The 12581-nt window shown below is 72.3% G+C and carries 12 protein-coding genes; 5 read left to right on the top strand and 7 right to left on the bottom strand.

Annotated features, from left to right (window positions below; translation table 11 throughout):
- Positions 1 to 58 precede the first annotated feature (58 nt).
- A complete protein-coding gene (locus OG568_RS22975; protein WP_329532933.1) occupies positions 59 to 778 on the top strand; it encodes an alpha/beta fold hydrolase in 720 nt (239 codons plus the stop codon).
- Positions 779 to 934: 156 nt separating this feature from the next.
- On the opposite strand, the gene OG568_RS22970 is transcribed toward OG568_RS22975, so the two are convergent.
- The 3 genes from OG568_RS22970 to OG568_RS22960 form a co-directional block, all read right to left on the bottom strand.
- Positions 935 to 1057, bottom strand: a complete 123-nt coding sequence (locus OG568_RS22970) for a hypothetical protein (protein ID WP_329532932.1) — start codon at positions 1055 to 1057, stop codon at positions 935 to 937.
- A gap of 105 nt (positions 1058 to 1162) precedes the next feature.
- Positions 1163 to 2167: a M56 family metallopeptidase gene (locus OG568_RS22965; protein WP_329532931.1), complete on the bottom strand. Its 1005-nt coding sequence runs from the start codon at positions 2165 to 2167 to the stop codon at positions 1163 to 1165.
- Between the two features lie 18 nt (positions 2168 to 2185).
- Positions 2186 to 2599 carry a BlaI/MecI/CopY family transcriptional regulator gene (locus tag OG568_RS22960; protein ID WP_266437632.1) on the bottom strand — a complete coding sequence of 138 codons (414 nt, stop codon included), beginning with the start codon at positions 2597 to 2599 and terminating at the stop codon, positions 2186 to 2188.
- A 273-nt stretch (positions 2600 to 2872) separates the two neighbouring features.
- Here OG568_RS22960 and OG568_RS22955 point away from each other — a divergent pair, with 273 nt between their 5' ends.
- Both OG568_RS22955 and OG568_RS22950 read left to right on the top strand, forming a co-directional pair.
- Positions 2873 to 4306 carry an MGDG synthase family glycosyltransferase gene (locus tag OG568_RS22955; protein WP_329532930.1) on the top strand — a complete coding sequence of 478 codons (1434 nt, stop codon included), beginning with the start codon at positions 2873 to 2875 and terminating at the stop codon, positions 4304 to 4306.
- Entirely contained in the window at positions 4303 to 5079 is a 777-nt protein-coding gene (locus OG568_RS22950) for a polysaccharide deacetylase family protein (RefSeq protein ID WP_329532929.1), read from the top strand. Before OG568_RS22955 ends, OG568_RS22950 begins: the two co-directional genes overlap by 4 nt.
- Here the strand turns inward: OG568_RS22950 and OG568_RS22945 are convergent.
- Entirely contained in the window at positions 5040 to 5720 is a 681-nt protein-coding gene (locus OG568_RS22945) for a class F sortase (protein WP_329532927.1), read from the bottom strand. The two genes, OG568_RS22950 and OG568_RS22945, sit on opposite strands and share 40 nt — an antisense overlap.
- Positions 5721 to 5859: 139 nt before the next feature.
- The gene (locus tag OG568_RS22940; RefSeq protein ID WP_329532925.1) at positions 5860 to 6897 is read right to left on the bottom strand and encodes a hypothetical protein; all 1038 of its coding nucleotides are present in this window, start codon (positions 6895 to 6897) and stop codon (positions 5860 to 5862) included.
- 379 nt (positions 6898 to 7276) lie between these two features.
- Between OG568_RS22940 and OG568_RS22935 the strand changes: the two genes are divergently transcribed.
- Complete coding sequence (locus tag OG568_RS22935) at positions 7277 to 9091, top strand: APC family permease (RefSeq protein WP_329532923.1); 1815 nt, start codon at positions 7277 to 7279, stop codon at positions 9089 to 9091.
- A 54-nt stretch (positions 9092 to 9145) separates the two neighbouring features.
- Here OG568_RS22935 and lysA read toward each other — a convergent pair whose 3' ends face one another.
- Together lysA and OG568_RS22925 are read right to left on the bottom strand one after the other, a co-directional pair.
- Positions 9146 to 10522, bottom strand: coding sequence for a diaminopimelate decarboxylase (lysA, locus tag OG568_RS22930; protein WP_329532922.1), 1377 nt, complete (start codon positions 10520 to 10522; stop codon positions 9146 to 9148).
- 53 nt (positions 10523 to 10575) lie between these two features.
- Complete coding sequence (locus OG568_RS22925; protein WP_329532921.1) at positions 10576 to 10944, bottom strand: SAV_915 family protein; 369 nt, start codon at positions 10942 to 10944, stop codon at positions 10576 to 10578.
- Positions 10945 to 11461: 517 nt separating this feature from the next.
- Between OG568_RS22925 and OG568_RS22920 the strand changes: the two genes are divergently transcribed.
- A complete protein-coding gene (locus OG568_RS22920; RefSeq protein WP_329532920.1) occupies positions 11462 to 12559 on the top strand; it encodes a magnesium and cobalt transport protein CorA in 1098 nt (365 codons plus the stop codon).
- Positions 12560 to 12581: the final 22 nt, after the last annotated feature.

The raw sequence follows: 12581 nt of genomic DNA, 5'->3' as shown, positions 1-12581 counted from the left end.
AGTTCTCCGCGGCTCAACCGCAGCACCTCGAACCCCTACCTCGAAAGGCACCCCTCTCATGCAGGACCGCAAGCCCACCGTCGTACTCGTCCACGGCGCGTTCGCCGACTCCTCCAGCTGGAACGGCGTCATCAAGAAGCTGAAGGAGGACGGGTACCCGGTGGTGGCCGTGGCGAATCCGCTGCGCTCGCTGAGCGGCGACGCCGCCTACGTCAAGGACCTCCTGGCCGGCATCGACGGACCGGTGGTCCTTGTCGGGCACTCCTACGGCGGAGCGGTGATCAGCAACGCCGCCCACGGCTGCGACAACGTCAAGGCACTCGTGTACGCCGCCGCCTTCCTCCCCGACAAGGGCGAGAACGCCAATGAGCTGGCGAGCAAGTTCGAGGGCAGCACGCTCGGCCAGGCTCTGCGCCCGGTTCCGATCACCAGGCCCGACGGCTCCCAGGACGTCGACCTCTACATCGACCAGACCGTGTTCCACCACCAGTTCGCCGCCGATGTCCCCGAGAGCATCGCTGACACCATGGCGGTCACCCAGCGCCCCGCGACCGGCACCGCTCTCAACGAAGGTGCTTCCGAACCCGCCTGGAGGACCATCCCGTCCTGGTCCGTGGTGGCCACCGACGACCTGAACATCCCCCGGGAGCTTCAGATCTACATGGCCGAGCGCGCCAACGCCCACGTCGAGGAGGTCCGTTCCTCCCACGCTGTGACCGTGTCCCAGCCGGACGCCGTCACCCGCGTCATCGAGAAGGCGGCGGAAACGGTCCGCTGACCGGACCACTCCACGGGTGGGGCGGCAAGGTGTGCCGTCCTCACCCGTTCGTCGCCCGCACTGTTTCCCGGGCTTGGTCGGTCAGTCGCTGTCGCTCAACTCCAACCCCGATCGGCGACCAGGACCCGGGGGTGCCACAAGAAGCGTGGGCCGCCGTTACGCGGGCCGGGCGGCCCGGCCTCCCGGGGTGGGGTGCGTGGACCCGCGTACGGGTTCGGCCTCCGGGGCGACCGGGTCGCCTCCCGTACGTCGGCACGGCATCAGCAAACGACTGGTCATGGCCCGCCCCTTTCCCCCGTTTTCTTCCTCAGGCTACGCCTCGGCGCTTCGCCCGCGACCTCGTCGCCTCCATCGTCCGTGCGCGAAGACCCGACGACGACCGGTTCAGCCGAAGGGCAAGGCGGTGTGGTTCGACCTGTCCGGGTCGAGGTGATGCGGCCCGTGGTGGTGGGCGATGCCGACCACCTCGAGGAGGTCGTGCAGGTCGTGGGTGGCGGCGACGGTCGACGCCATGGTGAGGGCCAGGCACGCCGTCGTGACGAGGGCGAGCCCCGGATGGCGGGTGAGCGGCGGGGCGAGGAGGGCGGCGACCCGGCGGGGGACCGGGCCCGCGCCGGCGAGTGGTCCGCGTCGGCCGAGGACGCCGCGGAAGCCGAGGGTGGAGAGGCGAGGAGCGGGGGCGCCGTGGGCGGCCAGGGCCGCCTTGCCGACCGCGTGGGCGACTCGGCGGCGGTCGCCGGTGGCGCGGGCCGCCTGTTCGTCGGCCCAGCGTTCCACGGTGTAGGTGACGGCGGTCGCGAAGGGCCGCAGGAGGGGGTTGGCGGCGGCGCCCAGGCCTGCCAGGGCCACGAACAGGTAGTGGTGGGCGGCGAGATGGGCGCGCTCGTGGGCGAGCAGGATGTCGTGCTCGGCCTTGTCCAGGGTGCGCAGCATGCCGGTGGACACGACGACCCGGCCGGGCAGCCCGGGCAGCGCGTACGCGTCCGGCGCCTCGTCCTCGACGATGACGAGCCCGTCCCGCGTGGGCATGCACGCGGCGTCCCAGATGGCGGAGGCGAGGGAACGGGCCCGACGCCACAGCATCCTGGCCGCGGTGAGCAGTGCGGCGCCGAGCAGGAGGCCCGCGAGGAGCGCGACCGGCGGTTCGGCGGGGTCGTTGATCTGCGCGGTGCGGGCCGACCAGTGGCCGAGGCCGGCGAGGAACGGGACGCCTATCAGGCCGGTGATCGCCAGTAGTCCCAGCGAGATGGTGGTCGCGACACCCAGGATCAGCGCGGAGGCGGTGAGCAGCCAGGTGGCCAGACGCGGTTCGCAGCGTTCGGAGAGCGGGCGGGCGCCGAGGGGCGCGATCACGGACAGCAGCAGCGGCAGATAGACGGCGATACGCATCCGGGCGGGCTCCTTGTCCTACCGGTCGGGGTCCGTGTCGGGTCCCAGCAGCTGGCGCAGCAGGTCCGCGTCGGTGTCGGACAGGCTGTCGGCGAAGCGTGCGAGCACCGCCTCGCGGTCGGGGCGTTCCTCCAGGACGGTGCGCATCCGGCGGGCGGCGAACCCGGGGTCGTCGGTGACGGGCGCGTAGGCGTACGCCCTTCCGCGCCGGGTGCGGGTGAGCAGCTGCTTGGTGTGCATCCGGGTGAGGATCGTGACCACGCTGCTGTACGTCAGCTCGCCCCCGAGCCGTTCGGCGACCTCACCCGGCGTCAGCGCGCCCTCGGCCCGCTGGAGTACGCCGAGGATCTCGGACTCCCGCTCGCCGTTGGCCCGCTTGGAGCCCCGAGCCTGTGAATCGCCTGAATCGCGGCCCATGGGTTTGTCGTTCACCCGTCCATCTTCTACAGTCGTGTAAAACTTGAACTTCTACGGCGGTGTAAATGCTGCCGTGGTCCGAGTCTGCCATGGGTTGCCGTGCCCCCGTACCCCGGGGGACACGCGCCTGCGCGCCGGAGCGCTCAACGCCGACCGCCGAGCCGGTCGGCGTCGCCGACACCGGTGGCGGCGGCCTCGGTGGCCCCCGTGTCTGTGCCCTTCGCCTTTGTTCCGGCGAGTCGGTGACGTCCCCCGTCATGCCCTCACCACTCTGGAGGCTGATCCGCTGTGCCCCACCCCGACAGTCCCACCCGTGTCACCGTCATCTCCGCGAGCATGGGGGCCGGGCACGACGGCGCCGCCACCGAACTCACCCGCCATCTCACGGCGGCCGGCTTTCTCGTCGACCGCCACGACTTCCTCGACCTGCTGCCCGCCCGCGCCGGAAAGCTGCTCTCCGGCGCCTACCTCCGGCTCCTGACCTGGGCCCCCGCGGGCTACCAGCGCATCTACGCGGCCACCGAGCACGAACGACGCCCCAACCCCGCCGTACGGGCCCTGCTGCGCGGCGCCGAACGCCGCACCCTCGCCACCGTCACCCCCGACACCCGCGCGGTCGTCTCGACCTACCCCGGAGCCAGCCAGGTCCTCGGCGCGCTGCGGCTGCGTGGCCGGCTCGCGATACCGGCGCTGACCTACCTCACCGACTTCTCCGTCCACTCCCTGTGGGTGGCGCCCGGCATCGACGCCCACCTCGCCGCTCACGCGATACCCGCGGCCCAGGCGCACGAGCGGGGCGGGGCGGGCGTCACCGTGACCGGTCCGATGACCGACCCCCGCTTCACCCCCGCCGACGAGGACGAACGGCGCGCCGCGCGCACCCGCTTCGGCCTTCCCCAGGACACACCGCTCGTCCTGCTGGTCGCGGGTTCGTGGGGAGTCGGGCCCGTCCGGGAGGCCGCCGCCGAGATCTTCGACACCGGGGTCGCGCTGCCGGTCGTGGTCTGCGGACGCAATCACGCGCTCGCCGAACGGCTGCGCGCGGACGGCGTCGCCCACGTCCACGGCTGGGTGGACGACATGCCCGGCCTGATGCACGCGTGCGACGCGCTCGTCCAGAACGCGGGCGGGCTCACCTCGCTGGAGGCGCTCGCCGGCGGACTCCCGGTCGTCAGCTACCGCTGCATACCCGGGCACGGCCGGACCAACGCCGCCGCGCTCGACGAGGCGGGCCTCGCCCCCTGGATCCGCGAGCCCGACGAGTTGGCGCCGACCCTGACCGAACTCCTCCACGGCCCGCGCGGCCGGGCGCAGCGCGAGGCGGGCCTGGCCCTGCACGCCTCCGCTCCCGGGCCCGTACCGGCCGTTACGGCGATGGTCCGCCGTCCGCTGCCGGCCGCACGCCCGTCGAGCACCGTGACGCCGGTCGAGTCGCCGACGGCCGGCGTCGTCCCGGCACAGCGGCGGCGCCGGGTCGCCGCACGGCAGACGGCACCGGGCCGCCGGGCCGACGCCGACCGGCCGGTGATGCCGGGACGTCCGGGTGCCGCGCGGTCCGGCGCCGAATCACGGCGGGCCCGGCGCCGAACGGCCCTCATGATGGCCGCCATCGCGGCCACCGTCTCCCTCGGCATCGGCGCCCCGCTCGCCTACGCCTACGGGGAGTCCCCCGGCCACCACTTCGGCGCGCTCACCCACTACCTGGAGGACGACGACCGATGAGGTCAGGCCCGGGCCAGTTGGCCCGTACCGTTCGGCGGGCCGGGGCGATCGTCCTGCCCGCGCTCGCCGCCGCGCACGCCGCGCCGGTGGTCTCCACCTTCGGCCCGTTGCGCAACCGGGCCATGCCCCGCCTCGCCGGCCGCGGCCGCCCCGACCATGTCGCGCTCACCTTCGACGACGGGCCCGACCACCTCTCCACCCCGCACTTCCTGCGACTGCTGGACGCCCGGGGCATCCGGGCGACCTTCTTCCTGTTGGGTTCGATGCTCGCCCGCTCGCCCGGTCTGGCCAAGGAGATGGCCGCCGCCGGGCACGAGATCGGCATCCACGGCTGGCACCACCGCCCCCTGCTGCTGCGCGGTCCGCGCGCCACGTATGACGACCTCGCCCGGGCCCGCGACGCCGTCGCCGACGTCACCGGCCGCCCGCCCACGCTGTTCCGGCCGCCGTACGGAGTGATGAACACCGCCGCCCACCTCACCTGCCGCCGCCTCGGGCTGACCCCGACGCTGTGGACGGCCTGGGGCGAGGACTGGCGCGCACGGGCCACCCCGGACTCCGTCCACCGCACCGTGACCCGCGACCTGTCCGGCGGCGGCACCATCCTGCTCCACGACTCCGACTGCACCTCGGCCCCCGACTCCTGGCGCATCACCCTCGCCGCCCTGCCCGGCGTCCTCGACACGTGCGAGGCACACGGCTGGCAGATCGGTCCCCTGCGCGAGCACGGGGTTCAGACGAGGTGGGCGAAGACCACCAGGTTCTCGGTGTAGTCCCTCGCGGAGTGGTCGTAGTCGCCGGCGCAGGTGATCAGCCGGACCTCGGCGTCGCGGGTGTCGGCGTACACGCGCTTGTCGGGGAAGTCGTCCTTCGCGAAGGTGTCGGCGCTGTCGACCACGAAGGTGGCGTTGCGCCCGTCGGCCCTGTTCACGGTGAATTGGTCGCCCGGCTCCAACTCCCTGAGGTCGGCGAAGACGGCGGCGGAGGTGGTCGTGTCGACGTGACCGGCGACGATCGCGGCCCCCGGCTCACCGGGGGACACGCCCTTGGCGTACCAGCCGACCATGTTCGTGTCGTCGGCGGGCGGCGGCTGGAGCTTGCCCGTGGCGTCGACGGCCAGTTCGGTGAACGGGGCGTCCACGCCGATCTTCGGGATGAGCAGCCGCGTCGGCTCGGACCGCGGCAGATGCTTGCCCGTCGGCGGGCCGGCCGAGGACGACGGTGAGAGCCCCGCCTCGGCATGGGGCTTGGCCGAGAAGTCGGAGGCGCCGGAGGGCTTGCCATGGCCGCCGAACAGGCTCAGCGCCAGCAGCATGATTCCGGCGCACCACACGTACAACGGCATGCCGGGCCGGGCGCCCTGGAGCGGCGTCACGGACTGGGGCTCGACAGGGGAGGACAACCGGGATGCCATCGGGCACCACCTCACTGGAACACGTACGGGACAACTCACTGGACTACGGCGGCGGAGCCGGCGCGGCACGGGGGCAACCAGCCGGGCCGCCACACTGTGCGCAGGAGGCGGCCCGGGCTGCTATGTCGTCAGGCATGGATCAGGACAGGCCGTCCGCCGCGCGCTTGCGGCGCAGCAGGAAGTAGGCACCCGCACCGGCGAGGCCCAGGACCGCCAGCCCACCGGCCTTCGTACCCGGCGTGGCGAGCGCACCGCCACCCGTGTGCAGACCGCCGCGGGGCTTGTCGCGCTCCGAGTCCGAGTCGTCCCTGCCGCGGTCGGAACCCGAGTCGTCCTTGTTCTTGTCCTTGTAGGTCTCCGGGTCGAACTTCTCGTCGTCCTTGTTCCAGTCGTCGCTGCGCACGGCGCTGAGGGCGCCGCCGCCGGTGTGCACGCCGCCGTGGGGCCTGCCGTGCCCGTGCTTGGAGCCGGAGTCGGAGTCGGAGTCGGAGCCGGAGTCGGAGCCGTAGCCGGAGTCAGAATCGGAGTCGGAGTTGCCCTTGCCGTGGTCGGAGCCGCCGCCCTTCTTGCCCTGTCCGGAGTCCGACGAGTCGCCCTTCTTGCCCTGGTCGGATCCCGAGTCGTTGCCGCTCGAGTCCTCGCCGCGCACGACACTGAGGGCGCCGCCGCCGGTGTGCACGCCGCCGTGGGGCCTGCCGTGCCCGTGCTTGGAGCCGGAGCCGGAGTCGGAGCCGGAGTCGGAGCCGTAGCCGGAGCCAGAATCGGAGTCGGAGTCGGAGTCAGAATCGGAGTCGGAGTCGGAGTTGCCCTTGCCGTGGTCGGAGCCGCCGCCCTTCTTGCCCTGTCCGGAGTCGGACGAGTCGCCCTTCTTGCCCTGTCCGGAGTCGGACGAGTCGCCCTTCTTGCCCTGTCCGGAGTCCGACGAGTCGCTCTTGCCCTGGTCGGAGCCCGAGTCGTTGCCGCTCGAGTCCTCGCCGCGCACGGTGGTAAGGGCTCCGCCACCCGTGTGCACCCCGCCGTTCGGCTTGTCGTGCTTGCTCTCCTTGTCGTGTTCCCTGCTGTAGGAAGAGTCGTCGTGGCTCCCGTCACCCGCCGTGGCGGCGAGGGCGCCTGGTGCGCCGATCGCGAGGGCGGCCGTGGCCGTCGCGGTGGCGAGGAGCATGCGGGCAGATCGCATCTTCGGAGTCCTTCCGTCGCAGCCAGGCAGCTGACACCTTGTCAGCTCGTGAGAACCCGACCCTGACGTGATCCACCGTCAGTCCGCCGGGCCCCGCGCACCACTCGAGCCGCTCACCTGGCGCACCCCGAGGCCACGCCCACCCAGGCCCATTCGGCCAACAGATGACTCGTCAGACTGCACTGACCTGCCGTTTCGTCAGGGACGAGCGGCCCTCACCCGGCCCGCACCGCATCTCGGGTACTACCCGATCGGCGGCGACACGACTGCGCGCCCCGCACCTTCGGTCCGCCGCGGTCCGGGCGCGTCCTTGCCCCTCCACACCGCACCACGCCGGTCACACTGACCTCAGAACCCCCCCACCCCCGCGAGGTCCCCCATGGCGTACGGCCTGGCCCGCCGCGAACTGCGGCCAAGAGTTCCGCTGCGGCACGGGGAGGGCGACAAGTACCACCTGACCAGCATCGAGGGGCTCGCCGCGCTCTCCCTGGACGCGCTGAGCTCGGTGGCGTACGGCCCCGAGGCGATCGTGCTCGTACTGATCGCCGCCGGGACGAGCGCGCTGTCCGCCACGCTCCCGGTGACGCTCGTCATCGCCGGACTCCTGGCGGTACTCGTCGTGTCGTACGGACAGGTCATCGCCGTGCATCCGGACGGCGGCGGCGCGTACGCGGTGGGGAAGAAGGATCTCGGACCGACCGTCAGCCTGCTCGCGGCGGCCAGCCTCGTCGTCGACTACGTGCTGACCGTGACGGTCAGTCTGGCGGCGGGCGCGGCCAGCCTCGCCTCCGCGTTCCCCGTGCTCGGCTCGCACCTGCTCGCGGTCTGCCTGATCGGGCTCGCCCTGCTCACGGCCGTGAACCTGCGCGGTGTGGCCGAGAGCGCGCGGGCGCTGATGCTGCCCACCGCGCTGTTCATCGTGAGCATCCTCGGCATCGTCGTACTCGGCCTGGTGCGAGGCCATCCCGTGGCGGTCGTCGGCACCTTCCAGTCCGTCCACGCCACTGAGGCGTTGAGCGTCTTCCTGCTGCTCAAGGCGTTCTCCTCCGGCTGCTCCGCGCTCACCGGAGTCGAGGCCATCGCCAACGGCGTGCCCTCCTTCCGTGAACCCCGCGTCAAACGCGCCCAGCGCACCGAGCTGATGCTCGGCGCGCTGCTCGGCCTGATGCTCATCGGCATGGCCCTGCTGATCCGCCGCGACCATGTCGCCCCGCGCGACGGCGTGACCGTACTCGCGCAGCTGACGGCGGGCGCGTACGGGACGGGATGGCCGTACTACGCCACCAACCTCATCGTCACCCTGGCCCTCGCCTTCGCCGCGAACACCAGCTTCGGCGGTCTGCCCGTCCTGATGAGCCTGCTGGCCAAGGACCACCGGCTGCCGCACCTCTTCGGGCTGCGCACGGAACGGCCGGTGTACCGCTGGGGCGTGATGACCCTCGCCCTGCTCGCGGCGGTTCTCCTGATCGCCGTGAACGCCGACACCCACCGCATGATCCCGCTCTTCGCGATCGGCGTGTTCACCGGCTTCACCATCAGTCAGATCGGGCTCGTACGGCACTGGGCGGGGCAGCGTCCGCACGGCTGGCTGCGGCGCGCGGCCCTCAACGGGGTCGGCGCGGTACTGACCGCCGTGGCGGGAGTCGTCCTGCTGGCCACCAAGTTCCTGGAGGGGGCCTGGGTGGTGGTCGTCGCGATTCCGTTGCTGATGCTGCTCTTCGCCCGCGTCCAGCGCTACTACACAGTGGTCGGCCGGGAACTCGGGCTGGGTGAGGTCCCGCCGCCGGTGCGCGTCGGCGACTCCCTCGTCATCGTGCCGGTCGGCGAGGTCAGCAGGCTCACCCAGTACGCGCTGTCGGCCGCCCGCGCCCTCGGGCAGGAGGTGGTCGCGGTCGCCGTACACGCCGACCCGGCCAAGGTCCGTGCGCTCAGGGAGAGTTGGGACCGCTGGAACCCGGGCGTACGCCTGGACGTCGTCGACAGCCCGCAGCGCTCGCTCGTGGAACCGATCGTCGACTACGTCCGGAGGGCGGCGGAGGAGGGACGGCAGATCGCCGTCCTCATCCCCGAGGTGGAGCCCCTCCACCGCCGCTACCAGATCCTCCAGAACCAGCGCGGCCTGCTCCTCGCCGCCGCGCTGCGGGCCCGTACGGACGTGGTCGTCTGCGTGGTGCCGTACCGGTTGAGCCTCTGAACCGGCCGCCGCGCCAGGGCTGGATCCCGAAGAGGGGGACCCCGAAGAGGGGCCCTACAGGCCGACGTCCCGGCGGCTCATGTCGTCCAGCGATTCACGGCGTACGAGTACGCGCGCGATGCCGTCCGACACCGCGACCACCGGCGGGCGTCCTACGAGGTTGTAACCGGAGGCCATGGACAGGTGGTAGGCGCCGGCCGCCGGGACGGCGAGGAGGTCGCCGGGGCGTACGTCGCCGGGGAGGGCCACTTCGTCGGCGAGGATGTCGCCGGCCTCGCAGTGCCGGCCGACGACGGTGACGAGGCGGGGTGGAGTGGAGGAGGGGCGGCCGATGAGCCGGGGCGCGTACCGCACTCCGTACAGGGCGGGCCTGGGGTTGTCGCTCATTCCGCCGTCGACGGCGACGAGGGTGTGCGCGCCGGTGCGCTTGACGGCCAGCACCCGGTAGACGGCGACTCCGGCGGGGCCGACGATCGCCCGGCCGGGTTCGAGGGTGAGCCGGGGTACGGGCAGCCCCGCGCGGGCGCAGCCGTCCTCGAGTTCGGCGCGGACCCGTCCGGCGAGGACGGAGATGTTCAGGTGTTCCTCGCCGGGGCGGTAGGCGATGGCGTGGCCGCCGCCGATGTTCAGCTGGGGGAGGGCGATGCCGTGCTGGTCGCGGACGCGGGCCAGCAGCCCGACCATGCGCCGTACCGCGGCGACGTACGGCTTGACGGTGGTGACCTGTGAGCCGATGTGGCAGTGCAGGCCGACGAGTTCGAGGTGCGGCTGGTCGAGTATCCGGGTGACGGCGTGCTGTGCGGAGCCGTCCGTGAGCGACAGGCCGAACTTCTGGTCGTCGGTGCCGGTGCGCACCTTGGCGTGTCCGCCGGCCGCGATGCCGGGCACCACGCGGACCATGACCTTCTGGCGGGTGCCGGCGGGTGTGATCGCGGCGAGCCGGGCGATCTCGGAGGTGCTGTCCACGACGATGCGGCCGACGCCGAGGCGCAGCGCGGTGCGCAGGTCCTCGGGGCTCTTGGCGTTGCCGTGCATCACGATCTCCTCCGGCGGAAAGCCGGTGGTGACGGCGAGCGCGAGTTCCCCGGCCGAGCAGACGTCGAGGCCGAGGCCCTCTTCCTGGACCCAGTGGGCCATGGCCCGGCACAGGAACGCCTTGGCCGCGTAGACGATGTCGGCGTCGGGGAACGCGGTGCGGTAGGCGCGGCAGCGCTCGCGGACTTCCTGCTCGTCGAGGACGTAGACGGGGGTGCCGAAGCGGTCGGCGGCCTCGGCGAGGGAGACGCCGCCGACGGAGACGTCCGCGTCGGGTTCGGGGCGGGCGGAGCGGGGCCAGACGGAGAGGCCTTCGGCGTCTCGCGCGTCGGCCCCGGGTGCCCGGTGCGGTTCCTGAACGGGCGTTTCTTGAACGGGCAGTTCCTGAATGGACATGACGTCTCCTCAGCCGATCAGCAGGTTCAGGCACGCGACGGCGGCGGCGCCGGTCACCGGCAGAGCGCCGACGTGCTGGGGGTGCCAACGGCGCCAGGAGTTCTCGCGCTCACGGACCGTGGCCGCGGTGCGGTCGGCCGCGGGGCGGGGAACGACGGGTCGACGGTGAGGGCGGTGACGCCCAGAGGCGCGGCGAGCGCACGCAGCGCGGGTTCGGAGAGCCGGATGGAGGCCTGGTCCGGGCCGAGTGTGGCGGTGAGGCTCGCCACCGAGGTGAAGCCGACGGCCGTACGGCCGCCCAGCGGGGTGCGGAAGAACCGGGCCGTACAGCCCGCGGGTCCCGACCGGACGGGGACGAAGAGAAGTCCGGCCGGGAAGCGTTCGGAAGGCTCGGGGTCCTCGGAATACTCGACTGGAGACATGGTGCCGCTCCTCGGGGAAGTGAAGGGAGCCGGCCGGTTCGGCCGGGCGCCTCTGTGAGGCTATGCCCGCCGGGCCGGGGACGGGGCTCTTCGCTGACGGAGGTTTGACGCGCTGCCCCGGTCCCGTAACGCGCCCCTGACGTGGGAGGTCACTCAGGACCTGTCCTCCGTCAGCTCCCGTGCGTCGAGGGGCAGCCACAGCCGGATACGGCGGTGCACGGAGGCGAGCTCGCGGGACAGCGGCGAGGGCGACAGGGCCGGCACCGGGCAGACGGCGTGCGCGAGGCAGTACGTCGGAGCGTGGTCACCGGCAGTGGGCGGAGCGCACCGCGGTGGGCGAAGTCACCATCGGGCGGTTCCCAGGCGAGTACGACCCGTGATTCATGACACTTCCCTTCTCTGACACCGGCGGAGCGGCGGGCGCCCGGCGCAGGCTGGAACCGGGCTCTGACGTCGGGCTTACCCCCTACTGGCACACTGGCCGTCCGTTCCGGGAAATCCGGGGAAGGAGTACCGCATGTCGATGGTCGGCAACCTGCGCAAAGTCGCCCGTCTGGCACGCGGCGGACGCCGGGTGGACCTGAGTCACCCGGCCCGTTCCCCGCTCGGCTCGGCCGTCGTCAACTGCGTCATCTACCGTGACGGCGTCCGCCAGGAGGCCGCGCCCAGCGTCGAGGAGGCCGTCGCCCGCGTCCGCAAACACGGCCGCCAGGGCTTCGTCTGGCTGGGGCTGCACGAGCCGACCGAGACGGAGTTCGCCCGGGCCGCCGAGCTGTTCGGCCTGCACCCGCTCGCCGTCGAGGACGCGGTCCACGCCCACCAGCGCCCCAAGGTCGAGCAGTACGGCGACGTCCTGTTCGCCGTGTTCAAGACGGTCTCCTACGTCGAACACGCCGAACTGACCGCCACCAGCGAGGTCGTGAACACCGGCGAGATCATGGTCTTCGTCGGCCCCGACTTCGTGGTGACCGTACGGCACGGACGGCACGGCTCTCTCGGCCCCCTGCGCGAGGACCTGGAAGCCGAGCCGGAGCAGTTGGCCAAGGGCCCGGCCGTGGTGCTGCACGCCATCGCCGACCACGTCGTGGACGACTACCTGACCGTCACGGACGCCGTCCAGGACGACATCGACCAGGTGGAGACGTCCGTCTTCTCGCCCCGGGGAGCCAAGGGCGCCGACGCCGGCCGCATGTACCAGCTCAAGCGTGAGCTCCTCGAACTCAAACGCGCGGTGGTCCCCCTCGGCCGTCCCCTCGACCTCCTGGCGGGCGAGCCGATGCGCCTCATCGCCCCGGAGGTCCAGGCGTACTTCCGCGACGTCGCCGACCATCTGTCGCGGGTCACCGAACAGATAACGGCCTTCGATGCCCTCCTCGACTCCATCCTCCAGGCGCACCTCGCCCAGGTCTCCGTCGCCCAGAACGAGGACATGCGCAAGATCACCGCCTGGGCCGCGATCGTCGCCGTACCGACCATGGTGTGCGGCGTCTACGGCATGAACTTCGACCACATGCCCGAACTCCACTGGCGCTTCGGCTACCCCCTGGCCCTCACGGTGATCGCCGTGGCGTGCTTCGTCATCCACCGGGGGTTCAAGCGCAACGGGTGGCTGTGACGGTGACCGTGCCCCCGGACCC

The organism is Streptomyces sp. NBC_01450 (assembly GCF_036227505.1).
Lineage (GTDB): Bacteria > Actinomycetota > Actinomycetes > Streptomycetales > Streptomycetaceae > Streptomyces.
This window is presented reverse-complemented; position numbering and strand designations above follow the sequence as displayed.

Excerpts from the sequence above, each read along its gene's own strand:
- OG568_RS22975 (WP_329532933.1), top strand. The coding sequence starts at position 59 with ATGCAGGACCGCAAGCCCACCGTCGTACTCGTCCACGGCGCGTTCGCC.
- OG568_RS22970 (WP_329532932.1), bottom strand. The coding sequence starts at position 1,057 with ATGACCAGTCGTTTGCTGATGCCGTGCCGACGTACGGGAGGCGACCCG.
- OG568_RS22965 (WP_329532931.1), bottom strand. The coding sequence starts at position 2,167 with ATGCGTATCGCCGTCTATCTGCCGCTGCTGCTGTCCGTGATCGCGCCC.
- OG568_RS22950 (WP_329532929.1), top strand. The coding sequence starts at position 4,303 with ATGAGGTCAGGCCCGGGCCAGTTGGCCCGTACCGTTCGGCGGGCCGGG.
- OG568_RS22945 (WP_329532927.1), bottom strand. The coding sequence starts at position 5,720 with ATGGCATCCCGGTTGTCCTCCCCTGTCGAGCCCCAGTCCGTGACGCCG.
- OG568_RS22940 (WP_329532925.1), bottom strand. The coding sequence starts at position 6,897 with ATGCGATCTGCCCGCATGCTCCTCGCCACCGCGACGGCCACGGCCGCC.
- OG568_RS22935 (WP_329532923.1), top strand. The coding sequence starts at position 7,277 with ATGGCGTACGGCCTGGCCCGCCGCGAACTGCGGCCAAGAGTTCCGCTG.
- lysA (WP_329532922.1), bottom strand. The coding sequence starts at position 10,522 with ATGTCCATTCAGGAACTGCCCGTTCAAGAAACGCCCGTTCAGGAACCG.
- OG568_RS22925 (WP_329532921.1), bottom strand. The coding sequence starts at position 10,944 with ATGTCTCCAGTCGAGTATTCCGAGGACCCCGAGCCTTCCGAACGCTTC.
- OG568_RS22920 (WP_329532920.1), top strand. The coding sequence starts at position 11,462 with ATGTCGATGGTCGGCAACCTGCGCAAAGTCGCCCGTCTGGCACGCGGC.